This window comes from Psychrobacillus sp. OK028, assembly GCF_900103605.1.
Lineage (GTDB): Bacteria > Bacillota > Bacilli > Bacillales_A > Planococcaceae > Psychrobacillus.
In genome coordinates this window covers 161,579-184,545 of the sequence record NZ_FNHY01000003.1, presented here as the reverse complement: position 1 = coordinate 184,545, position 22,967 = coordinate 161,579, and the positions used below count along the sequence as shown (strand labels likewise).

At 35.3% G+C, this 22,967-nt stretch carries 29 protein-coding genes; 8 read left to right on the top strand and 21 right to left on the bottom strand.

All coding sequences use genetic code 11. From position 1 onward, the window contains the following. Window positions 1–8: 8 nt before the first annotated feature. Together BLR36_RS06790 and BLR36_RS06785 are read right to left on the bottom strand one after the other, a co-directional pair. Window positions 9–434 carry a hypothetical protein gene (locus tag BLR36_RS06790; protein ID WP_093060978.1) on the bottom strand — a complete coding sequence of 142 codons (426 nt, stop codon included), beginning with the start codon at window positions 432–434 and terminating at the stop codon, window positions 9–11. Between the two features lie 115 nt (window positions 435–549). Next, window positions 550–1,299 carry an alpha/beta hydrolase gene (locus BLR36_RS06785; RefSeq protein ID WP_093060977.1) on the bottom strand — a complete coding sequence of 250 codons (750 nt, stop codon included), beginning with the start codon at window positions 1,297–1,299 and terminating at the stop codon, window positions 550–552. Between the two features lie 137 nt (window positions 1,300–1,436). Here BLR36_RS06785 and BLR36_RS06780 point away from each other — a divergent pair, with 137 nt between their 5' ends. Continuing rightward, window positions 1,437–2,312 carry a LysR family transcriptional regulator gene (locus BLR36_RS06780; RefSeq protein ID WP_093060976.1) on the top strand — a complete coding sequence of 292 codons (876 nt, stop codon included), beginning with the start codon at window positions 1,437–1,439 and terminating at the stop codon, window positions 2,310–2,312. A gap of 14 nt (window positions 2,313–2,326) precedes the next feature. Here BLR36_RS06780 and BLR36_RS06775 read toward each other — a convergent pair whose 3' ends face one another. The 4 genes from BLR36_RS06775 to BLR36_RS06760 all read right to left on the bottom strand — a co-directional run bounded on the left by BLR36_RS06775 (window position 2,327) and on the right by BLR36_RS06760 (window position 6,530). Continuing rightward, window positions 2,327–2,743: a GNAT family N-acetyltransferase gene (locus BLR36_RS06775; RefSeq protein ID WP_093060975.1), complete on the bottom strand. Its 417-nt coding sequence runs from the start codon at window positions 2,741–2,743 to the stop codon at window positions 2,327–2,329. A 141-nt stretch (window positions 2,744–2,884) separates the two neighbouring features. Further along, on the bottom strand, window positions 2,885–4,000 hold the full coding sequence (locus tag BLR36_RS06770) for a conserved virulence factor C family protein (protein WP_093060974.1): 1,116 nt from the start codon (window positions 3,998–4,000) through the stop codon (window positions 2,885–2,887). Between the two features lie 20 nt (window positions 4,001–4,020). Beyond that, entirely contained in the window at window positions 4,021–5,901 is a 1,881-nt protein-coding gene (locus tag BLR36_RS06765; RefSeq protein ID WP_093060973.1) for an ABC-F family ATP-binding cassette domain-containing protein, read from the bottom strand. Further along, on the bottom strand, window positions 5,898–6,530 hold the full coding sequence (locus BLR36_RS06760; protein WP_093060972.1) for an HD domain-containing protein: 633 nt from the start codon (window positions 6,528–6,530) through the stop codon (window positions 5,898–5,900). The genes BLR36_RS06765 and BLR36_RS06760 overlap by 4 nt, the downstream gene beginning before the upstream one ends. Before the next feature lie 261 nt (window positions 6,531–6,791). Here BLR36_RS06760 and BLR36_RS06755 point away from each other — a divergent pair, with 261 nt between their 5' ends. The 4 genes from BLR36_RS06755 to BLR36_RS06740 all read left to right on the top strand — a co-directional run bounded on the left by BLR36_RS06755 (window position 6,792) and on the right by BLR36_RS06740 (window position 8,759). After that, a complete protein-coding gene (locus BLR36_RS06755) occupies window positions 6,792–7,298 on the top strand; it encodes a spore coat protein (RefSeq protein ID WP_093060971.1) in 507 nt (168 codons plus the stop codon). A 28-nt stretch (window positions 7,299–7,326) separates the two neighbouring features. Further along, window positions 7,327–7,755, top strand: coding sequence for a spore coat protein (locus BLR36_RS06750; RefSeq protein ID WP_093060970.1), 429 nt, complete (start codon window positions 7,327–7,329; stop codon window positions 7,753–7,755). 197 nt (window positions 7,756–7,952) lie between these two features. Next, window positions 7,953–8,159 (top strand): spore coat protein, encoded by a 207-nt coding sequence (locus BLR36_RS06745; RefSeq protein ID WP_093060969.1) that lies wholly within the window; start codon window positions 7,953–7,955, stop codon window positions 8,157–8,159. Between the two features lie 396 nt (window positions 8,160–8,555). After that, window positions 8,556–8,759, top strand: coding sequence for a cold-shock protein (locus BLR36_RS06740; RefSeq protein ID WP_093060968.1), 204 nt, complete (start codon window positions 8,556–8,558; stop codon window positions 8,757–8,759). Between the two features lie 39 nt (window positions 8,760–8,798). Here the strand turns inward: BLR36_RS06740 and BLR36_RS06735 are convergent, their stop codons facing one another. After that, on the bottom strand, window positions 8,799–8,984 hold the full coding sequence (locus BLR36_RS06735; protein WP_093060967.1) for a zinc-finger domain-containing protein: 186 nt from the start codon (window positions 8,982–8,984) through the stop codon (window positions 8,799–8,801). A gap of 114 nt (window positions 8,985–9,098) precedes the next feature. Here BLR36_RS06735 and BLR36_RS06730 point away from each other — a divergent pair, with 114 nt between their 5' ends. Next, a complete protein-coding gene (locus BLR36_RS06730) occupies window positions 9,099–9,497 on the top strand; it encodes a reverse transcriptase-like protein (RefSeq protein ID WP_093060966.1) in 399 nt (132 codons plus the stop codon). 35 nt (window positions 9,498–9,532) lie between these two features. Here BLR36_RS06730 and BLR36_RS06725 read toward each other — a convergent pair whose 3' ends face one another. The 7 genes from BLR36_RS06725 to BLR36_RS06695 all read right to left on the bottom strand — a co-directional run bounded on the left by BLR36_RS06725 (window position 9,533) and on the right by BLR36_RS06695 (window position 14,612). Then, a complete protein-coding gene (locus BLR36_RS06725; RefSeq protein WP_093060965.1) occupies window positions 9,533–10,009 on the bottom strand; it encodes an SRPBCC family protein in 477 nt (158 codons plus the stop codon). Window positions 10,010–10,020: 11 nt separating this feature from the next. Further along, entirely contained in the window at window positions 10,021–10,662 is a 642-nt protein-coding gene (locus BLR36_RS06720) for an MOSC domain-containing protein (protein ID WP_254771356.1), read from the bottom strand. A 294-nt stretch (window positions 10,663–10,956) separates the two neighbouring features. After that, window positions 10,957–11,157 (bottom strand): cold-shock protein, encoded by a 201-nt coding sequence (locus BLR36_RS06715; RefSeq protein ID WP_053589685.1) that lies wholly within the window; start codon window positions 11,155–11,157, stop codon window positions 10,957–10,959. A gap of 154 nt (window positions 11,158–11,311) precedes the next feature. Then, a complete protein-coding gene (gene coaW, locus BLR36_RS06710; protein ID WP_093060963.1) occupies window positions 11,312–12,142 on the bottom strand; it encodes a type II pantothenate kinase in 831 nt (276 codons plus the stop codon). 26 nt (window positions 12,143–12,168) lie between these two features. Then, on the bottom strand, window positions 12,169–12,477 hold the full coding sequence (locus BLR36_RS06705; RefSeq protein WP_093060962.1) for a DUF4870 domain-containing protein: 309 nt from the start codon (window positions 12,475–12,477) through the stop codon (window positions 12,169–12,171). Between the two features lie 51 nt (window positions 12,478–12,528). Then, on the bottom strand, window positions 12,529–14,046 hold the full coding sequence (locus tag BLR36_RS06700; RefSeq protein WP_093060961.1) for an amidohydrolase: 1,518 nt from the start codon (window positions 14,044–14,046) through the stop codon (window positions 12,529–12,531). Next, complete coding sequence (locus tag BLR36_RS06695) at window positions 14,046–14,612, bottom strand: DUF1836 domain-containing protein (protein ID WP_093060960.1); 567 nt, start codon at window positions 14,610–14,612, stop codon at window positions 14,046–14,048. Before BLR36_RS06695 ends, BLR36_RS06700 begins: the two co-directional genes overlap by 1 nt. Before the next feature lie 134 nt (window positions 14,613–14,746). Between BLR36_RS06695 and BLR36_RS06690 the strand changes: the two genes are divergently transcribed. After that, complete coding sequence (locus BLR36_RS06690; RefSeq protein WP_093060959.1) at window positions 14,747–15,394, top strand: PAQR family membrane homeostasis protein TrhA; 648 nt, start codon at window positions 14,747–14,749, stop codon at window positions 15,392–15,394. A 35-nt stretch (window positions 15,395–15,429) separates the two neighbouring features. On the opposite strand, the gene BLR36_RS06685 is transcribed toward BLR36_RS06690, so the two are convergent. Next, window positions 15,430–15,876: an OsmC family protein gene (locus BLR36_RS06685; RefSeq protein ID WP_093060958.1), complete on the bottom strand. Its 447-nt coding sequence runs from the start codon at window positions 15,874–15,876 to the stop codon at window positions 15,430–15,432. Between the two features lie 87 nt (window positions 15,877–15,963). On the opposite strand from BLR36_RS06685, the gene BLR36_RS06680 reads away from it, so the two are divergent. Continuing rightward, on the top strand, window positions 15,964–16,341 hold the full coding sequence (locus tag BLR36_RS06680) for a hypothetical protein (protein WP_093060957.1): 378 nt from the start codon (window positions 15,964–15,966) through the stop codon (window positions 16,339–16,341). 24 nt (window positions 16,342–16,365) lie between these two features. On the opposite strand, the gene BLR36_RS06675 is transcribed toward BLR36_RS06680, so the two are convergent. The 6 genes from BLR36_RS06675 to BLR36_RS06650 all read right to left on the bottom strand — a co-directional run bounded on the left by BLR36_RS06675 (window position 16,366) and on the right by BLR36_RS06650 (window position 22,596). Then, window positions 16,366–17,901: a sensor domain-containing diguanylate cyclase gene (locus BLR36_RS06675; RefSeq protein ID WP_093060956.1), complete on the bottom strand. Its 1,536-nt coding sequence runs from the start codon at window positions 17,899–17,901 to the stop codon at window positions 16,366–16,368. Between the two features lie 109 nt (window positions 17,902–18,010). Then, a complete protein-coding gene (locus BLR36_RS06670) occupies window positions 18,011–18,718 on the bottom strand; it encodes an ABC transporter ATP-binding protein (protein ID WP_093061251.1) in 708 nt (235 codons plus the stop codon). Next, entirely contained in the window at window positions 18,711–19,499 is a 789-nt protein-coding gene (locus BLR36_RS06665; protein WP_093060955.1) for an ABC transporter ATP-binding protein, read from the bottom strand. The genes BLR36_RS06670 and BLR36_RS06665 overlap by 8 nt, the downstream gene beginning before the upstream one ends. After that, complete coding sequence (locus BLR36_RS06660; RefSeq protein ID WP_093060954.1) at window positions 19,489–20,439, bottom strand: branched-chain amino acid ABC transporter permease; 951 nt, start codon at window positions 20,437–20,439, stop codon at window positions 19,489–19,491. Before BLR36_RS06660 ends, BLR36_RS06665 begins: the two co-directional genes overlap by 11 nt. 13 nt (window positions 20,440–20,452) lie before the next feature. Further along, the gene (locus BLR36_RS06655) at window positions 20,453–21,328 is read right to left on the bottom strand and encodes a branched-chain amino acid ABC transporter permease (protein ID WP_093060953.1); all 876 of its coding nucleotides are present in this window, start codon (window positions 21,326–21,328) and stop codon (window positions 20,453–20,455) included. An 86-nt stretch (window positions 21,329–21,414) separates the two neighbouring features. Further along, window positions 21,415–22,596 (bottom strand): ABC transporter substrate-binding protein, encoded by a 1,182-nt coding sequence (locus BLR36_RS06650; RefSeq protein WP_093060952.1) that lies wholly within the window; start codon window positions 22,594–22,596, stop codon window positions 21,415–21,417. Window positions 22,597–22,967 lie beyond the last annotated feature (371 nt).

Genomic DNA, 22,967 nt, shown 5'->3' with positions numbered 1-22,967 from the left:
TTAATGATTTACTTTGATAATTCCTTATATGCTAAGACTTTTAAAGCAAGCATTTCTTCTTCAGTCAAGTTGCTTTCTAGTTTATTAAAAATTTCCTGTTTTTCTTCTGCTGTCAATCCATTTTGGGCTTTTGATTGGATTTCTTGAATTTCGCTTATGCCAAACTTTGTTACCAGTGCTCTTGTGGCTTCTTCTTTCGTTTGAAAAGGTAGTTTACTGCTATCTACATTCTTACCCTCTGCTATGAATGCTTGTAGCTCTGGGTCGTTTTCGATTTCATTTTTTACCGTTTCCAAGTGCCCACTGTCCTGCAATTCTCTAGATACCTTTTCCATCACTTGATCGGCAACTAGCGTTGGTACGAAATAATAAGCGGCTACTACGATAATACCTAAAACAATGATAATGCTAAAAAGTACTTTGATTAACTTCACTAGTATTCCTCCCAGACTATAATTACTACATATCATACTACAAATACACTAAGAAAAAACCTTTTACCAATGAAGCACTTATATGCGCTCTAAAGTAAAAGGTTTATAAATAATCCTAGGAAGCAATCCAATCCACTTGATTAAGAAATTCATATACATCTTCACATACTTTGTCCTTCTCTTTTCCAACGGTAATTATATGACCAGATTCTTTATACCAAATAATATCTTTTTCATCGGTCACTACTGATTCGTGAATAAAGGAAGCACTTTTTTGATAAATATCATCATCTAATGAGCCTTGTAATACAAGAGTTGGTGAATTGATAAGTTGTAATCCATCACAAGTCATCTCTGTTATTTCATGAACACCATTAAAGGATTCACTGTTAGTATTTTTTAATATCTCTAATTCCTCTACTATTTCTTCTTTTGTTTTTCCTTCAAATGACTTATAGATTTTAGCATAATTGTAAAGTCGATCAAATAACCCATCTGTGTTATTTCGTTTTATAGGAGCACACATTGATACAACAGCTTTTACAGGGAACTCTTCAGCCACTTTCAGAGAGAATACTCCTCCTAGGGAAATTCCAGCTACTGCAATTTCTTCATAGCCCAGTTTTTTTAAATGGTTGTATCCATCAACCACATCTTGCCACCACTCATTTGGACTAGTTAATAATAATTCTTCTGGTGTAACACCATGACCTCTGTACATTGGTGCATGGCAAGTATAGCCTCTTTTATGTAAATATTGCCCTAATTTTTTTACATCCTTCGTACTCCCTGTAAATCCATGAAGCAATAATACTGCTCGTTTCCCGCCTTCTAATGTAAAAGCTTTAGGTGCTACAACTTTCATCTTGAATATCCCCTTTATTTCATTAAAGTATTAATCTGTTGAATTAATAGTAGCATTGACTATTCATAATGTATAATTTATTATTCTTATTAATACGATACCTTTTAGGTATGATAAAACTGAAGAGGGATGATTTTATGGAATGGCAACGATTAGAATATTTTCAAACTCTCGCAAAGATTCAACATATGACGAAAGCCGCAGAAATTCTATCTATTTCTCAACCTGCTTTAAGTAGATCAATCGCAAGTTTGGAGCAAGAAATTGGCGTTCCTTTATTTGATCGACAAGGACGCTCTATCCTCTTGAACAAATACGGGCAGCTATTTTTATTAAGAGTCAATAATATTATGAAAGAAATGGAGCAAGGTTTAGAGGAAATCCAGCATATTGTGAACCCTGAGTATGGCGAAGTATCTCTTGGATTTTTACATACATTAGGTACTAGTACTGTTCCTAATATTATCCGCGCTTTTCATAAAGAGTATCCCCATATCACATTTAAATTTCAACAAAATCATACACATACGCAGCTGAAAGAACTAAAACATGGCAACTTAGATTTATGTCTACTTGCATCTATGGAAAACGAAAAACCAATTGAGTGGACAGAACTTTGGAGAGATGAATTATTTGTCATAGTGGAAGCAAACCATCCTCTAGCATCACGTCAGAGCATTCAGCTAAAGGAAATAGTCAAAGAATCATTTATAGGTCTGAAAAAAGGGTATGCACTTCGAAAAACAACAGATGAAATTTTCAAAGCTGAAGGTTTAGAGCCCATAATTTCTTTTGAAGGGGATGAAGTCGCAACTGTTGCCGGTTTTATAGCTTCCGGGCTAGGATATTCCATTTTACCTTACGTCGGAGAAATGGATAGGATGACCAAATTGAGAATTGAAGATGCTACATACGAACGGGTGATAGGGATGGCAGTAGTAAGAGATCGATACCTTTCCCCCGCCGCTAAATTATTTCATCAATTCGTTTTGGATTATTTTTTGGCAAGGTAGTAGTAAGATTATTTTTATATATTCGCAAATTCTAGTATACAATGAAACCTCTCTACCCCTGAATATTTTTCTCCTATACTTGTTATAGAAAATCCGATAGATGAATAGAAATCCACCGCTTCTTTATCTGTTTCAGCAAAGAGAGTATCTATTTGGAATTTCTCGATAATATAATAAATCATATCGCTACCAATTTGCTGTTTTCTACTTTTGGGGCTTACAGCGATATGCCTTATTTCACATTTACTCGAAGATATAAACTCTATACCGATACAACCAACAATTTCATTTTCAATAATCATTCCATATAACAATTTATTAGTTGCTGATAAGTAAGAAAGATACTCCATTTCCACCTTCTCTTTGGATGTGGCAAAACTCAACAATTCCTCTATTTGAGGTGAGATCATATTTGAATCAATCAATCTCATTCTTCCTACCTCCGATTCCTATTAATATACCACTGTTCAAAAGATATATATTACTTGAATATCAGTTACTTGCGGAACAACACAAAAACGCAAGAATGTTATTCAAAATAGCGAACAACTTTCTTGCGTCTCAAATAACCTCTATTTTCTTGCTTCACTCATTTGTTTCCATACAGACCCTTTAGCTTCCTCGCCACCTTCAATACGAGCAATAGCCATTAGCACTTGAAGCTTAACTTCGTATTCTTTATCATTCATTGCTTCTTTAAGTGCTGGAAGCGCATCGGTATTACCTACTTCATAAAAATACATTGCTGCTCTCCAGCGAACTAGTTTGTTTTTATCAAATAGAGAAATTTTCATCGCGTCTGCAAATTGTTCAAAGCCTAAGTCACTCATTGCATCACCAGCTGTTCTTCTAACTGCTGAACTCTTGTCCTTAAGAGCCATTTCTAAATAAGGTACAACTGCTTCATCTTCTATTAATCCAAGGTAAACAGTAGCCAATCTTCTAATGGATACTTGCTCATCTTGCACTGCTCTTTCCAGAATCGGTAGATCTTCTAACTCTGGATTAATCAAGTTATTTAGTAATTGAAAACGCACCTCCCATTCACTAACTTCAAATTGGTCTAATGTAAATGGTGCTCTAATCGGCTTTTTATCTTCTTCCTTTATATCCTTATCTGCAATAAGCTGTGCGAGTTTGCTTTCTGGAAAAGTTGCTTCTAACTCTTTTACTAACTGTTCCCCTATTTCCTTCTGATCGCCGTAACGAACGCCATAATCTACCCATTTACGCAGCAGTAGATAGTTTTCTTGATCGCCTTCCATCGCTTCATCTAATGCATTTAAAAAGCGTGAAGATAGCCCATATCTCGACTCAGACTCGCTATCGAATACCTTCACTTGAAGAGGGATTCCTTTATATTGCTGAACATGTACGTATACTTCTCCATAATGTTCTAATGGTTTTTCCTCTTCGCTTACTTCCGAATTATTAGCTCCAAACACATTTTCCACATTTGCTAAAATTGTTTCCCATGTAAACTTTGCGATACGCTCGATTGCCAGGAAATCTGCCACATGGTAAATGCCTTTAACACCTTCAATTGCAAAGATAGCTTGGATTTCCTTTGGAGCATCTGCAATATTGTCTTTTTTATAGTTATGGCTTTTGCCAAAAGGAAGCTCTTGGTCAATTACCACTTTCATCGTGTTTGGACTAGGGGTTGGCTCAATCGTTATAATTTTCATGCATTAATACCTCCTGTAAATTAAGAAGATGCTATTTCTTCCAAATAGGACCATCTTTCAATAAGTTGTTCATATTTGTCGTTAGCATCTGCTAACTTATTCGTTATATCTTGCAATAAAGTAAAATCAGATCCAGCTGTTTGCATTTTTTCCTCTAATTGCTCTATTAACTGTTCTGTTTGTTCAATTTCTTGACCTATAGTTTCCCATTCTCTTTGTTCTTTGTATGAAAACTTTTTCTTTTCTTTTACTACTTTTTCAGGTGTCTCGACTTTTTTTTGCTCCAGTACTTCTTTTGGAGTATCTTTTGGTGCTTCAAGCATATCGGAATATACACCAAGCCATTCAGTTACTGTACCATCACCATTTAATAGCCATAGCTTTTTGGCAATTCGGTCCAAGAAGAAACGATCATGCGAAATGGTAATAATTACACCAGGAAACGATTCCATGAAATCTTCTAGAACGGATAATGTTTGAATATCTAAATCATTTGTAGGCTCATCTAAGAAAAGAACATTGGGCTGCTCCATTAACATTTTTAAAAGCACTAGGCGTTTCTTTTCCCCACCTGAAAGTTTTCCAATTTGTGTACCATGTGTATTTAATGGGAACAAAAACCTCTCTAACATTTGTGCAGCGGAGAATTTTTCTCCTGAACCTGTTTCTATTAAATCGGAGGACTCACGAACATATTCAATCATTCTTGTTTGAGGGTTCAACTCAGGTAACTGTTGAGTAAAGTGCATTAACTTAACGGTAGATCCTTTTATTATTTCACCAGAATCCATCGTGATTTCCCCTGCAAGCATTTTAAGAAGCGTACTTTTCCCCACGCCATTTGGACCTACTATGCCAATCCGGTCTCCAGCTTGTAATAAGAACGAAAAATCCTCCACAATGTTTTTAGTGCCAAATCTTTTGGAGATTCCTTTTCCTTCTAACACTTGTTTTCCAAGTCTCGTTGTAACCATTTCCAACTCAAGATTTAAGGAAGAGTTGTCACGGTCTATACTTGCATCTATTTCTTCAAATCGGTCTTTTCTCGCTTTTTGTTTGGTCGACCTTGCTTTTGCTCCTCTACGAATCCACTTTAATTCATTGCGATATAAATTTTGCAACTTTTGTTGTGAGGCAGCATTCATTTCTTCACGCAATGCTTTTGACTCTAAATAATCTGCATAATTTCCAGTATGCGTATATAGTGTCTTATCCGCAAGCTCATAAATATGTGTCGCAACTGTATCTAAAAAGTATCGATCATGTGTTACAAAAATGATAGAACCTTCTACTCTTTGAAGCATATCCTGTAGCCAATCCGTTGATTCTTTGTCTAAATGGTTAGTCGGCTCATCTAATAGTAAAAGGTCTGCTGGTTCGATAAGCACTTTCGCTAGTGCCACTCTTTTTTGCTGTCCACCAGAAAGATGAAGAATAGATTCCTCGAATTGAGTGATACCCAATTTAGTTAAAGCAGTTTTAGCCAATGAATTTACGTCCCACGCTTGTAAATCATCCATTTTCTGCTGCAGGTCCATCAATCTATTTTGAAGTTCCGTTGAATCTGAGTTTTCCATTAACGCTAGTAAAGCTTCCTCGTATTCTCGGTTAATCTTTAATATAGGAGAATCTCCAGCGAAGACAGTTTGAATAACTGTTTCGTCTTTTTCAAAAGCTGGTTGCTGCTCTAAATACGCAATGCGATATTTGTTTGGATGATCACGATCAATTGAATCTGCTTCTAATTCACCTGCAATAATGGATAGAAAGGTAGATTTACCTGTTCCATTTATACCAATTAAGCCTGCTCTATTTTGGTTATTTATTGTAAAAGATATATTTTCAAATAAAGTTTTTTCACCAACTGTCTTTGTTAAGTTCGAAATGATTAAATGACTCATAGCTGTTCACCTGTTTCTTTACGTAAGTTTTCTAAAAATAATTCCATGAAGGCATGTCGCTCTACTGCAAGTTCTTCACCCTTTTTTGTTTGCATTCCATCAGATAATTTCAACAATTTTTCATAGAAGTGTGTAACGGAGGCTGTTTCCTTCGAGCGATATTCTTCCACCGTCATATTTTCTCTTGGTGTTTCTTCTGCATTGTATAGGCGTCTTCCTTTAGCCCCACCATATGCGAATGTTCTTGCGATACCAACCGCACCAATTGCATCTAATCGATCTGCATCTCGAACAATTTTTGCTTCAATCGTATCCGCCTCTACTTCATGACCTCCATTGAAGGAAATTGCTTTAATCACTGCTTTTACACGTACTATTTTTTCTTCTGATAAGTTTAATTGTTGAATTATTCTATCCTCTTCTTGCTTTTCTTCAGTTGAGTATTTTGGATCACTGACATCATGAAGTAATACCGCAAGTTCGATAATCTCTCTGTTAGCAGTAGGCACTGTATCTGCAATTTCAAATGCATTTTTTCGAACTCTTTCTATATGTTGAAAGTCGTGACTAGCATCGAAATGCATATACACTTCCTTGACTAAATTCTCACATTTCTCAATCGGATTCATCCTTTAATTCTCCTAACTTAGGTTCATTCTCTCTATTATATACAATAAAGCACAATGACTGTAATATTTGCATTTATTTTAAGTGAATTGAAAACCCATATTGAAAATATTTTTCCGGAACCAAGACATTCTAACCATTATTTATAATAGTTTTTTAATCTAGTCAAATAAACTATATCCTTCTTTTATAAGCTCATATGTTATATAAAACCGGTCGTAAAACTATTGCGACCGGAAAAATATGAGAAAGGAGATTATATAATGAGTCATTGGAAATGCACACATTGTAGGTATACATGTGAAGATCCTCCAAAAAAATGCAAACGATGCAATAATCATCGTTGGGAGCAGGAGGAAGAAAATAACAGTTGGTCTTTCACTGGAAATAGCGGGGATGAAACAGTTTTTCAAGGTGGTGGCCAGTTTTCATCTGTCGACCAAGAGTCTGACGAATTAATCTGGATTAAAGACTCTTGTAACGTAACGGTTCAATCTACAGATACACAAGCTGCTGTCTCCCTGCAAGTAGGCTTACAACTTGCTATAGCGCTAGTTATTAGCATAGCGATTGGCGATACTGTTCAAGGTCAAGCTGTATCACAAGAGTTATTCCAACAGTTTAATGATGAGCAAACGAACAAACAGAAAATTTATGTAGATAATTCAAAAGACGTCAATATTGTTACTACAGATACGGACTTATCTGTAAATATCGAAGCAATGTTACAAGTATTAGTAGCATTAGTTGCAAAGTTAGACATCCTTTAATCAAAAATAAGAGAGGTGAATAAATATAATGGAAAAAAGAAAATGGAGAGCTTTAGATCATTGTGATGATCCTTGTGGAAATGACAGCGACGTGCTTCAGGACGGAAAACAATCCGTGTCTACTAAACAACAATCCTTTGAACGAATTATCGTAAAGGATTCAGAAGGTGTAGAGATACATTCTACTGATACACAAGCTGCTATATCGCTACAACTAGGAATACAAGCAGCTATTGCAGCTGTAATAAGTATTACTATTGGTGATTCTGAACAAGGTAAAGCAGTAACTCAAGAACTAAACCAATTTATTAAAACAAAACAGAGAAACGTACAAACAACTATAGTCGAGGGATCTAGAAATATTTCAGTGACAACTACGGATACCGATTTGGCTGTTAATATTCAAGCTATGCTACAAATCCTAGTAGCAATCGTCGCAAAATTAGATATCCTATAGTTTTAACGGCAATAAATACAAAACAGTTGAACATTTAAAGGGATTATTTCTGTGTATCAGAGGAAAGGTTACTTTGACCAAAAAACAGAGATACTAATCCGTTACTTTAATGAAATAGATATTCATTTATACTGCTCATTTTCCTAAAAGTTGCATATGTTACTATTGAGCGGAAACTAAGTGAAGGAGTGAATAATTTGAGCAATTTACCAGAAAAACCAAATGCTATTTCAAACAAAGTAATTGATCTACTAGTGGATGATACACTTAGAAGAAATGGTATTGATCCGGACAACATTAAAAAAAAATTATCAGATCAACAAAAGAAACAATTAAAAGAATTAGTTGAGGATTTGACAACGCAAGTAAACAAATTTAATAACCAATCTTCTACAGATAAGTAGAATTCAAATAAATGATAGATACAAGTCAAAGATGAAAGGCTAGGATAAAAGATTAATCTCATTCCTAGTCTTTTATATTTGGCTGTATGGATATGAAATTTCTTTTACACTAGCCCTGACACCCAAAGTAGTTGCAGGATAATGCAAAGTTAAATAACCAAATTAGTTTCACTTACAACTAAAAACTAGTTTAAAGGATTAAAAAGGGATATTTTATACTGGACTTTTTTTCTCCATATTTATATAGTTAACTTCTTGCAGATGTTACACTAGCAACATGAATAATTTCTGTAAAGAAAGCTAAAATTCGACATATTATTGACGAAGACTGACAATTCAAGTATAGTTTATGTATCCATTTATAGAAATTTCAGTGGATTTAAGGGAGGAACGTTCATGCAACAGGGGAAAGTAAAATGGTTTAATAATGAAAAAGGCTATGGTTTCATCGAATACAACGATGGCGAAGATGTTTTTGTCCATTTTACAGGAATTCAGGGTGAAGGATTTCGAGCATTGGATGAAGGACAACAAGTTACGTTCGAGATTGTTGAAGGAAACCGTGGACCTCAAGCTGCAAACGTTATAAAAAACGAATAGAAACGCTTCTTCCTGCGGCATATAAGTCGTGGGACTTTTTTATTTGGAGCCCTTTAGCCTACTGCCAATTTGTTTAATACTTTCTCCAACCGTACATTTTTCTATACAAAATCTGTACGCAATCGTTTTGCCACTTTCTTTACGCAATTGTTTACGAACGAAGCAGCCATCACAATAAGTATCTGATAAATAATCAATTTCATTTATGAGCTTTATATTCTTCATGCATCTCTTCTCCTTACTGTTTCATAATTGTACTATTATGTTTCTTTTGTTTGCAACTATCCATCTAATCATTCAAACTAGATATATCCATTAATTTTTCAAAAAGGTGATCATATGTTAGAAGTATATATTGACGGGTCGACTACTGGGAATCCTGGACCAAGTGGGATTGGTGTATTTATAAAAGGAGAAGGACATCAAGTAAGGGTAAGTGAGTTCATCGGAGAATATTCCAATCATACGACCGAATTCATTGCGTTACAAAGGGGTTTAGAGGAAGCAAAAAAACTTTCACCGACCATTGTCTCTGCTCGCACCGATTCACAAATTGTATTTGCAGCTGTAGAAAAAAGATATGCAAAGAACGCTGAATTTGCGGCTATACTAGAAAATATTTTAGCCATTGTAGATACCTTTGATTTATTTTTTATCAAATGGATTCCAGATGATCAAAACAAAGCAGCTCACGCACTTGCACGAGAGGCTGTAGCAAAACAACTGCCTAAAAAATAAAGGCAGTTGTTTTTATCTATATTAAGCTGGACTTGCTAAATTATCGTATTTTCTTGCTCTTGCTCATAATCCTTTTCGATTGCTATTTTTGCTTTGTTCAAAAAGTTAACAATGATCTCATCGCTACCAAACAATTGAAATATAGACAGCAGTGGGTTTTTCGGTTTGTTTATTGAAGTATAGGTGAATTTTGTCTTATTATCATTTTGACTTTCTAACTCATACTCTGTTGTCATATTAAAACGATTATTTAGTAAAAAGTTTTCTTGAATCGCTTTATAGTTTGGTTCGTTCGTATACTTTTTTATCGTAGTTTCATATTGCATTGTCACAGATCCATTTTGATAGCTTTGTTTAATAATACTACCTACAATAGGTTCGGTTTGTTTAATGAATTCCTCATCTACTACTTTAGGAAATATTCTTTTCTTTTTTGTGATATCACCATAAAAGTAGCACCATGCAAATTCTATTGGAACATCCAGTAAAATTTCCTTTTTCCATTTTTTCATTAGTATTCACCCTATTCTGCCTTCAACAACATTTTTTGAAGCTTTACTTTCCATTCCTCTGCCAGCTCATTTACTTTCAATATATTTTCAATTCCTTCTTTTGAGTCTTTCTGATAAAAATAAATAGAATGAGCATAGGAAACCGTAACTCTTTCTGGGTGTTCAAGAATTCGTGTGATGCGATCCGTATTTGTTATTCGTCCTTCTTTAATTACACGACATAAATAACCAGTATGTCCCGTTTCAATCATTCGTTTCATAAGCGGTTTTAATCCAGTTCTTTTATTTATTGTATTACACGGAATTCTACCTTGCGTTACTTCAATAATCGCCTCTCCTATTGAAAAGCGATCTCCTATATGTATGTTTTCCTCTAACATATTTTCCACTAGTAAGTTTTCTCCTATGGCACTTACCGGAAAATTCATATGAAATTCCTTAGACCAGCTTCTGTAATGCTCCACACTATATATACAAACAGCTCTATCTAAACCGCCATGATGCTTTAAATCCGCAACTCCGTCGTTTTCAAAGCCATCCTTTGTCAAATAAGCTTCTGTCACCTGGCTTTTGAATATTCCAGATCGAAGCTCTTCTCCTATTTCGTTCTTTACAGTTTTAGGTTTACCTACTGAAATTGCCATTAGTTTCATTTCTTCCAATTTTCAAACACCCCCAAATATTACTATTATCATAGCATATTTTTTGAATTATTCGGTTGTTTTCTACTGAACAAATGCGCAAGTGTCTATGTTAGCCCTGAAAATCGCTGGAAGAATTGCAAGTGAGGCGTCCTTAGCCTAGTGGGGGTCAGTCTGAATTTCAAGACAACTGTCGCAACGACTGACTGACCAGCATCGCGTCGTCCAGAATTATATAATTTCTCAATCAACAAAAAAACAGACTCTCTGATGAGAGTCTGTTAAAGTTTAGTTTTAAGTTTAAAATTAAGCTTTAACTACGTTAGTAGCTTGAAGGCCACGTTGACCTTGCTCGATTTCAAAAGTTACTTCTTGACCTTCGTCAAGAGATTTGAAACCTTCGCTTTGAATAGCTGAGAAATGTACGAATACATCGTCTCCGCCTTCGCGTTCGATAAATCCGAATCCTTTTTCTGAGTTAAACCATTTTACTTTACCTTGTTCCATGTGAATATCCTCCTCGTATGCAGCAGTTGCACACATTGTGTTACTATCCTTGCTCAACACTGTTAAGTAAAAGTGTTGCCACCTACTAACTAACCGAACAAAAATAATCCTCTTTAAATATAACACGCGTTTACTAATAATGCAACAATTATACTTAATATTTTTTAGTGTTTTCTAATAATGCACCTATAGCGCCACTATAGCCATGATAGTCTAAAAAGATTGGATTTTTCTGTTTTAAAATCGTATACGATTCAATAATTTGCTGGAGTAATTCATTGTCCTCCAGTGTTGTACCTATGTATATAATATCTTCTACATGATGTGCATCCGCCACTTGAATACAAAGTGATGCAACTACTTCGCCAATTATTCCTTGGACACCTGCCAGCAAATCGGTAGCACTCGTATCGCTGTTGGGGTTCAATGCAATTCCCCCGAAATTACTCGCGGTTAAAGTACCCTTTATAGGAAGCTTATTGTTTTTGTATATGTCGCTTACTAAAACATCGATGTCGGATCTACTTCCTACACGTGATTGTTTTATAATCTCTTCAAAATCGGATATACCAGTTAGAGCCATGCCTAACCCAAGCAATGTTCCGCCACCTATCCCTGTACCACCTAATCGGCTATGCGTATTGTCTTGCATAATATGAATTGAGGTACCTGTACCAATATTCGCAATAATGGCAGCATTTGGTTCAATTGATGCTTGTTTCATTTGATACATCACACCATTCATCGTTGCATCAAATTCTACAATATATGGAATGTCTTCACTGGAGCTAAAATGTATTTTTAATTGCTCCGCTCGACCACCAGTGACACAGATAGAAGCATTCGGATGATTAGTTTCAATCCAATCCTTAACCTTTTGGAAATCCGATGAAAGAAATCGTTTCAATATCATCTCATTATGTTCATTCCAATAAGCTATTTTTGTTAATGTTCCACCTGCGTCAATACCGATTCTAGTAGTCATTCAAATTCCCCTTTATGTTATGACACTTACTTTATCCACGATCCTACAATAGGATAGTTAAATGTGTCTCCTGTAATCGCTTTAACAATTCCAATAATCGGAACTACAAATGCCATTATACCAAAAATGATGAGCATCGGAATACCGATTAAAAGAAAAATTAAAATTACAGAGATTGTTATCAATGCAGCCATAACTAATTGAAACAGTACAGCTTGTATGGATAGCTTTTTAATTTCTTCATCATTTACTACTAAATATAATATAAATGGAACTAGAAAAGGGGCAAACCATGTACTTGCATGTAGCAAAATTTTCAGTCCTGTGTTTTCCATTTCTTCTCACTCCTCTCCTCTTATTTATACGGTTAAACAAGCTAAATAGTTTCACTTTTCCTTTTTATACACAATTTCACCAGCTACAACTGTATTTACAACCGAAGTAGAAAGTATGTTTGTGTTATCTAAGACATTATCTAAAATAGTAAAATCGGCATCATAACCTGGTAATATCATTCCTCGATTATTCTCTCTACCAATCGCTTTTGCACTGCCAGATGTATACAATGATATTGCTTCAAATAAGGTTAACGATTGCTCGGGTAGGTAAGAATTATTAACAGCAGCGTCAATCCCAAGCAACGGATCTGCTAGTTCGACTGGCGAATCAGATCCACCAGAACATTCGAAGCCTTGCTCAAGAAGAGATTTCCAAGCGTACGCCCATTGTAATCTAGAAGATCCAAGTCTTTCCTTTACCCATGGAAAATCGGAAGGAACAAAAATTGGTTGTAGATCTAGTACAACTGGAAGTTTTTTCATCCTCTCCACAAGGTCCGGACGCAATACATTTACATGTATTAAGCGATCTTTTTTGCCTTCTGCTACTGGATACTTTTCGATTAAATCTAAAATTTTCTCTACTGCTTTATCTCCAATTACATGAACAGCAATATTTTCGTCATAGCTGCGAGCCATTTTCACTAAGGCCTCTAGCTTCTCCGGGCTATGTACCTCCACGCCTTTTTTTCCTTGTTCGTCCGAATAGTCCTCCGATAATAGTGCGGTTCGGCCACCTAAAGAGCCATCAACAAATATTTTCATTGCTCCAAATTCGATATACGTGGACGGTTCCTCCCTTTGCATTTGTTCAAATACTTGATGATGTCGTAATAAGTGCACTCTAAAATCATTGTTTACAACTTCTCGATAAGCCTGTAATGTAACTTTATAATGTCCATAATAAGCCATATCCTCGGTATGAACACCTGTTAAACCCTTCGATTTTAAGTCCTCTATACTTGATGTAATAATCCCCTTCAAATATTCGATAGATGGCAATGGAATATGCTCTGTTATTAGTCGCTGCGCCTCATCATAGAACAAGCCATTAAGCTCACCGTTTTCATCTTTACCTATTTCGCCCCCAACTGGGTTGGGTGTTTCTTTAGATATTCCAGCTAGTTTCATAGCTGTTGAATTCGCTACTAAGACATGTCTGCACACTCTTTTGAGCACCACTGCAGTTTCCGTGATGAAGTCGAGGTCGTTACTAGTTATTTCTCTTCCCTCTTCCAATTTATTGTCGTCCCAGCCTTCTGTTACATACCACTGTTCCCTCGAAATATAAGCGGGTATCGTTTCTTTTATTTTTTCAATAGAAGTAAATGTAGATAAGTCTAGATAGGATAGTTTCTCCCCGTGACCGATTAGATGGATGTGGCTATCTACAAATCCTGGATACATGGCATTTCCATTTAATGATTCCACATGATCTGCAAATGGGAGGAGATCCTTTTTTAATCCGGTGTTGATAATAACCCCATCTTCAACTAATACTGCTTCGACTACCTCTTTGTCTGCTTTCATCGTAAAAATCTTGCCTTCTGTCCATAGAGTTTTCATCACTTTGTCCCCTCTCTTCGTTCGGATAATTCATCTACTAAGAGCTCGGCCGCTTTTCGGTAAGCATTACTCATATTCGAAAGTGACGCGATAAGTAAAATTAGCCTATCCATTTCATCTGTCTCCTGGTTATCTACTTCTACTTCATGATTTTTCATTTCAACCAAAAAGTCCTGTGCATTTTTTTGCTGGATCTTCACTAAAGAACTATAAAACTTTCCTAATGAAAAATCTTTTGAATCCATTTTATCATTTAATGGCTCTAATACAGATTTAATATCCTTAATGGAAAGTGCACCTTTTAACTGATAGATCAAGCTTATTAACATAATATGGTCTTTAGAATATTTTTTGTTTTTTACGGGAATAAACAATTTTCCTTTTGCATAATTATTGATCATCGTTTTGGTCAATACTTTTTCCTCTTCATTGCGTAAAGAATCAGAATAAGTTGCATCAAATAACTGAATCACTTGGTCCATATATAAGTCTATAGATGGAATATCCTCTTCACGGATAGTGGACTCCAAACTCAATTTTTGTGTAATTTCCTCAGATTTGCTCACTAAAATACCTCCAGTTTGTACATTACGTTTATCATAACCTATAAAAGATATAAGGTAAACCTTGACTAAGTCTTATAACATCTATATATTTATAAGTAGTTATTAAAACTATATGGAGAGGTGGAGAAATTCATATGAATGCTTTTATAAGAGAACCATTTAATAGTCTTTCACATTTACTTGGAGCGATATTGGGGTTTGTAGGATTAGTACTAATGTGGATGAAGGTAACAGAGGATGGGAGTACTCCATTAACACTAACTGCAATAGTTGTTTTCGGAGTTAGCATGATTTTGCTCTATTCTGCTTCTGCTATTTATCACTGGGTGATAGGGAAAGTTCAATATATACAATTTCTACGTCGCTTAGATCATTCGATGATTTATATATTAATTGCCGGCACCTATGCCCCATTTTGTTTGATTACCCTAAATAATACTGCTGGATATGTGTTGTTTGTTATCATTGTGTCACTAGCCGTTAGTGGTATTTTGTTTAAAATGATTTGGTTTAATTGTCCAAGATGGGTTTCTACAGCAATTTATATCGGTATGGGATGGATGATTATTTTCTTAGCACCATCTCTAGCTGAATCTTTAGGCTCTGTAGGGTTACTTTACCTTGTATTGGGTGGAGTAGCTTATACAATTGGAGGAGTCATTTATGGAGTAAAACCAAATATTCCGTTTATAAAAAAGTTAGGATTTCATGAAATCTTTCATCTATTTATATTATTAGGGACACTTTTCCACTTTATTTGCGTGTATGGATATGTATTGTAAGGAAGGAAAAAGCCTTCCTCACAATATATTGTTTATTACTTGTGGGGAGCAATAATTAGTGTTGGTTCTAATACAATTTCTACATTGCCTTTTAACGCTTTGCTAATCATACATGTATCCTCTGCTTTTTTTAGCAAACGGTTTGCCATCTTGGCATCTCTTTCATTTACAATTTCTAATGTAGGTCGATGGATAATTTTTTTATAGGTAAAAATGCCATTCGTAACATCGACTACAGCAGATGATTCAACTATGAGTGATCGCTTTTCTATTCGACTTCTCTCTAGCATGGCAGCTAGAGTAATAATATAGCATGTAGTGGCTGCTCCTAGTAGCATTTCATCGGGATTAGTACCAATTCCGGGACCATCCATTTCTGTTGGTATTGAAATCTTAGTTTGGAGATTTTGTGCATGAATAGTTCCTATATCATTGCGGTTACCTGGCCAATTTGCTTTTAAATGAAAATTATGTTCTGTCATACATATCATTCCTCTCGGTTTATGCATATTCTATTGGAAATATTGTAAAGTTCCAGTATGATTAGTTAATGAAGGTAGGCGAATTATTTGTTAAAAAATTATGGGAAAATTGCCATTTCAATTATTTTTATTTCGATGTTTTTACTTATTTTAGGTATTAAATACGTGCTTGGTCAAGATTTAGTTATTATGAACTTGCTTGCATTCGCTGCATTTTCCATCGTGATTGGTGTATTATCAGGCTCATTATTGCTTTATAAGCTGCAAAAAGCGTTTTATATATTCACTATTGGATTAATAATCGGCTTTTTCGAAATGTACCGTTCATTTATTGCTGGTCCACAAGAATTTGGTGACCTAGCGGGAATTCTCTCCTTATTTATTTTTACTGCATTTGGCTTTGTTATAGGGTTATTTGTGGAAGCCATATTCTATTTACTAAGAAAGAACGAGCAGAAGGATTAGATAAACTGATCCACCCTGCTCGTTTTATTGTTCTGATATCACAGTATTATTTCGACCATTAGCTTTTGCTTCGTAAAGAGCTCTGTCAATCCTTTGTAAAAATTGTGTTAGCGTTTCATTTGATTTATATTCACCAACTCCTAGGGAAATAGTAAGTGTTTGATCGATAGGTGAAACCGAATTCTCTACCATCTTTCTTATACGTTCTCCAAGAAAATATGCTCCCTTAATATCCTTTTTAGGAAGTATAATGATAAATTCCTCTCCACCTAGTCGAATACACTCTTCATGGTCAACACATAAGTCCTTCATACTTGTGGCGATAAATTGGAGAACTACATCCCCAGAAATATGTCCGAATTTATCATTAACTTGTTTGAAATGATCCACATCAATCATTATTAAAGAAAATGTGACTTTCTGGGCTACTAATTGTTCGAGTAAACTATCTCCATATCTCCTATTTTTCAATCCTGTCAATGGGTCTGTAACGGAAATTACCTTCATATTATCCACAGTTTCTTCTTGCCGTTTTGTATAATTTTTTATCGTTTCCGTTAATTGTTTTGCCTCAAAATACCAGGTTGGAATATCCAGGTTACATTCTTGTCTATCTCCATCTTTTAAAGTATAAATGGCTAGGTTTTGTAACGGTGCTGCTAACTTGTTGGATACACAAAACGCTACAACAAAAATAAGAAGAATAAATGGTAAAGAGAATAAAAATATGGTTAACATGATTCCAGATAAAGGCTTTAAAGCACTATCAAATGGGGTCTGTGAAACTACTCCCCAACTACTTTTCTCTATGTATGTATAGCCAGCTAGAAAGTTATTTCCAAGTGTATTTTCTAATTGTAAAGCCCCGCTTTTTGCTTCTATTAACTTTTGCACAACTAGATTACTTTTGACAGATTGTCCTATCCTAGTTTTATCAGGATGATAAATCAGTACCCCCTCTTGGTCAACCACGTAAACGTAAGACCCGTCTTTAGAATAATGTTCGGCCAGAATATTATGGATAAAATTATCCTCCTGCAAATATACCGTACCGTTCAACATACCAAAGTATTCTCCATTTGTTCCAAATAAAGGAGTAGTAATAAGTATTAACAATCTACCTGTTTGTGCATAATACGGTTTTGAAATAAAGGCTTCTTTTCTTGCAATAGCTTCCTTAACTCCTGCAGAATTAACTGTATTTCCAACTATGCCTAAATTAGGGGTAGTTGCTATCACTATTCCTTGAGCGTTAATAACGGATAATGAGTTGAAATTCTTACTACTAATATTTAACTGTTTTAATATATTAGTAACAGTTACGTGATCATCTAGATTCTCCACTACATCTGATTTTCTGGCTTCTAAGTTACTTTGCATATATAAAAAAACTTCATCTGTCATTTGAGCTAATTTCTTCGAATACATACTATTTTGTTCTAGTGAATTTTCAATCAAGCTTTTCTTCGTTACGAGGTAACTAGAAGTTAATGTACTAACAATTATCCCTAACATCATAAAACAAATAAGCGATAATATCCAAAACCTTAAAGTTTTCAACTAACCTCTCCTTTACTAGGAAGTCTTCAGTAATTTGAGTAAATAATTAATACCTATCATATATGATTCGCATGAAAAAAACTACGACTAAACTAGTCGTAGTTTTCGATTAGTGCCCTCCAAGATAGGCTAATTTAACTTCTTCACTATTTTGCAATTCCTGGGCAGACCCCGAAAGGACAACTCTTCCCGTTTCTATAACATAACCTCGGTTAGCTATAGAAAGTGCCATATTAGCGTTTTGTTCCACCAATAACACAGTAGTGCCCTCATGATTAATATCTTTAATAACCTGAAAAATAGTTTTTACCATTAAAGGAGCAAGTCCCATAGATGGCTCATCCAACAAAACAAGCTTGGGCTTAGCCATAATCGCTCTTCCCATTGCCAACATTTGCTGTTCCCCTCCAGAAAGAGTTCCAGAATGCTGTTTTTTACGTTCTAGTAATCTTGGAAAGATTTCATATACTTTTTGCATGTCTTGATGAATTCCCTGTTTATCTTTCCGAAGAAATGCACCCAATTCCAAGTTTTCTTCTACTGTTAAATTAGCAAATACCCTACGACCTTCCGGAACATGTGAAATTCCTGCCTTAACGATCGATTGTGCTTGTTTTCCAGAGATAGATTTGTCGAGAAACTCAATTTTTCCTTTTTTAGGTTTCAGTAATCCAGAAAGCGTTTTCAACAATGTACTTTTACCTGCTCCATTTGCACCAATCAAAGAAACAATTTCACCTTCGTTAACAGTTATGGAAACATCACGTAACGCTTGAATATTCCCATAAAAAACATCTATATTTTCTATTTTAAGCATTGTCATTGTGAACTTCCTCCCCTAAATAAGCCTCAATAACCTTAGGATGGTTACGGATCTCTTCTGGTGATCCTTCCGCAAGAAGTTGACCATGATCGAGTACATATATTCTTTCACAAACTCCCATTACTAAATTCATGTCATGCTCTATCAATAAAATCGTTAAATCAAATTTTTCACGTACAAATCCAATTAAGTTCATCAGGTCATGGGTTTCCTGTGGATTCATACCCGCTGCTGGCTCATCTAGTAACAGTAATTTTGGACCTGCGGCTAGCGCTCTTGCAATTTCTAATCTTCTTTGCTGACCATACGGCAGATTTTTTGCTAATTCATCTTTATACTTGTCAAGTTTGAAAATCTTTAGAAATTCTAATGACTTTTCTTCCATCTCTTTCTCACCCTTGAAGTGCGAAGGTAGACGAAGTATAGAGCTCAACATAGTATGTGTAGCAAGAGAATGATAAGCAACCTTTACGTTATCTAAAACTGATAACTCATTGAAGAGACGAATGTTTTGGAACGTTCGGCTGATCCCTTTTCTCGTTACTTTAAAAGGAGGCAATCCATTAATACGCTCACCATTGAATAATATATCTCCTTCAGTTGGCATATAAACACCCGTAAGTAAGTTAAAGCTAGTTGTTTTACCTGCACCATTTGGTCCAATTAGGCCGACAAGTTCTCCTTGATTTAATATCATATCTAAGTTTTGAACCGCTTTTAAACCACCAAACTGAATACCAGCATTTTTCACTTCAAGTAATGGTTTATTTTCCATGCTGATTGCCTCCTTTTGGCGTTCTCCAAAGCTTGAAATAATCTGTGATTTCCATCGTACCCATCAAGCCTTTTGGACGATATAGCATTACGAGAATTAATACAAGACTATAAATAATCATTCTAGTTTCAGGATATCCTTGAAGATATGTAGAAACCACAGTTAATAAAATTGCTGAAAGTACGGCACCAGAAAGACTTCCTAAACCACCTAAAACTACAAATATTAAAATATCAAATGATTTTAAAAATCCAAATTGACTCGGCTGGATGATATAAAAGTTATGAGAATATAGAGCACCTGCAACCCCAGCAAAGAAGGAACCTATGGCAAATGCAGCTACTTTATAATAAGTAGTATTTATGCCCATCGCATCAGATGCAATTTCATTTTCTCTAACAGAGATAGCAGCTATTCCATGTCTTGAATTAGTAAAGTTCACTATTACTACAATGGAGATGACAAGGCAAACAAACGCATATGTCCAAGTCGTCAAATGAGAAACCTGCATCCCTGCAGCCCCACCAACGTAGTCAATATTCAAAAATACAATACGAATTATTTCAGCAAAACCAAGCGTTGCAATTGCCAAGTAATCCCCTTTTAATCTTAAGCTTGGAATACCGACTATCAGTCCCGCTAAAGCAGCAACAATCCCTCCGACAATAATAGCGACGAAAAAGGGAAGATCTAATTTCATTGTCACTATAGCTGAAACGTATGCCCCTACAGCTAAGAAACCAGCATGACCAATAGAAAACTGTCCTGTTATACCAATGACTAGATGTAGGCTGACCGCTAAAATTATGTTGATAGCTATAAATATAAGTGTATTAGAATAAAATTGATTCATTGTTCCATTTGCAATATAAAATTGAACCACAGTGTATACTAATATCGCCGCTATAATAAATAGCCAAAACTGTTTTGACTTTTTCATAATTATGTATCACCTACACTTTCTCTCGGGTATTTTTTCCAAAGATTCCTGATGGTCTAAAGATTAGAATTAAAATCAAAATGATGAATGCTGCAGCATCTCTCCATAAAGAGAATCCTAAAGCACTAACAACCGTTTCAACCACTCCAAGTACTAAGCCACCCACCATTGCCCCAGGAATTATTCCAATTCCACCAAGAACTGCGGCAACAAACGCTTTCACTCCAGGTATTACTCCCATCAATGGATCTATCTTTGTATAATATACTCCGAATATTACACCAGCTGCTCCAGCTAAAGCTGAACCAATTGCGAAAGTTGCAGATATTGTGTTATCAACATTTATCCCCATCAATTTTGCAGCTTCTGTGTCATGAGAAACAGCTCTCATCGCTTTTCCTGTTTTTGTTTTGTGTACGATGAACTGTAGCAAGATCATTAATACAACAGAAACTGAAAGAATAAGAATAGATTGCATACTTATTTGGGCACCTAAAAATGCAAATGATCGGTTTGAAAACACATCTGGATATGCTTCTGGTTGAGCCCCTCTAATATAAATTACCCCATACTCAATTAATAACGATACTCCAATTGCGGTAATAAGTGCTGCAATTCTAGTAGCATTTCGCAGTCTTTTATATGCAATACGCTCAATAATTACACCGAACAATGCACATGCTGCCATCGAAATTATAAGAGCTGGAAAAAAACCTAAATGAAACACGGTAATAGAATAAAATCCTATGAACGAACCAACCATGAACACATCCCCGTGTGCAAAGTTGATCAGCTTAATAATTCCATAAACCATCGTGTAACCGAGGGCGATTAATGCGTAAATACTCCCGAGTGAAATGCCGTTTATCAATTGCTGTATCCATTCCATATATTTTCACTCCTATAGCTTAAGATTTCAATTAGTTTAGAAATAGAAAAGGAGGGATATCAATCCCCCCCTAAAACCTACAAATCTTAAGGATTAACTTTCGTTTTAAATTTTTGACTTCCATCTACGAATTCAATTATTACAGCGGATTTAATCGGATGATGATTTTCATCAACAGAGTATAATCCTGTTACAAGCTCTAATTGATCAGTAGCTTCAATTGCTTCTTTAATTTTAGTTCCATCAGTAGACTTTGCTCGTTCAATTGCGTCTTTTAATAAGTAAACCGTATCATAACCAAGCGCATTGAATGAGTTAGGCTCTTTACCGTATTTCTTTTTAAAGTTATCTGAAAACTCCTTCGCTTTACTATCTGGATCTTCAGACGAATAAGCAGTAATAATGAAAGTATTGTTTAAAGCATCTGCTCCAGCCAAGTCGACAATCGTTGGTGAATCCCATCCATCGGCACCCATTAATGGAACAGTAATTCCTAATTCCCGCGCTTGCTTAACAATTAGTCCCACTTCTTCATAGTATCCAGGAATAAAGACAAATTCAGGATTAGATGATTTAATACGAGTTAGATTTGAACGGAAGTCAGTATCTTTTGCAACATAGGATTCTTCTGCAACAATTTTGCCTCCTGCTGCTTCAAAATCTTTAATAAAAGCAGCAGCAAGACCTTTTGCGTAATCACTTGCATTGTCAGCATATACTGCAGCCGTTTTTACTTTTAGCTCGTTAGCTGCAAAATTAGCAGCAACCGTTCCTTGGAATGGATCGATAAACGCCGTACGGAATGTAAATGGATTTACTTTTCCATCTTCTCCAACAGTAACTGTTGTACTTGTACCTGAAGGCGAAATCATAGGTGTTTTAGTATCTGTTGCTATTTGAACTTGTGCAACTGAGTTACCACTTGTCGCAGCCCCAATAATAGCTGTTACTTTGTCTTGACTTGTTAATTTAATAGCCGCATTAGTTGCTTCGGCTGCATCCGATTTATTGTCCACCTTGATAAGTTCAATTTTCTTACCATCAATACCACCAGCGGCATTGATTTCTTCAACAGCTAAATCAATAGCATCTGCTTCTGATGTACCATAAGATGCTACACCTCCCGAAAGCTCAAGATTGGCACCAATTTTAATAGTGTCCCCGCCTTCTGAACTAGTTCCTGTTTCTCCGGCACTCCCGCATCCAGCTAGAATTCCAATCAACAATGATGATGATAGGAACAGTGAAGCAAATTTCGATTTCTTCATAAACATAACCCCCGTTTTGATTGATAATTCTGAATTTATAAGTCATACTACTTGCTTTCTCCCTCTAACAAGCATAAACTCAAAAACTATCATTTTGTAAGAACAATCCTATTGTAAAACAAACTTCAAATTCAGTCTATACTAATTTTTCCCTATAGTTAGAAAATTAACAATATTACTTTAAAATAACTTTATTACACAGGCTTAAAGTACTGATAATATAAGGATTTATAGGACAAATTACTTGTGTTTTCTCTGGAAAAAATTTTTTAAAATTTTAGGTTTTAGGCACATATTTTATTATTTATACTGATATTCAAACGATTTTGGAGAATTATAAGTTAAATTTAATTGTTTTTACTTTTCTGTTA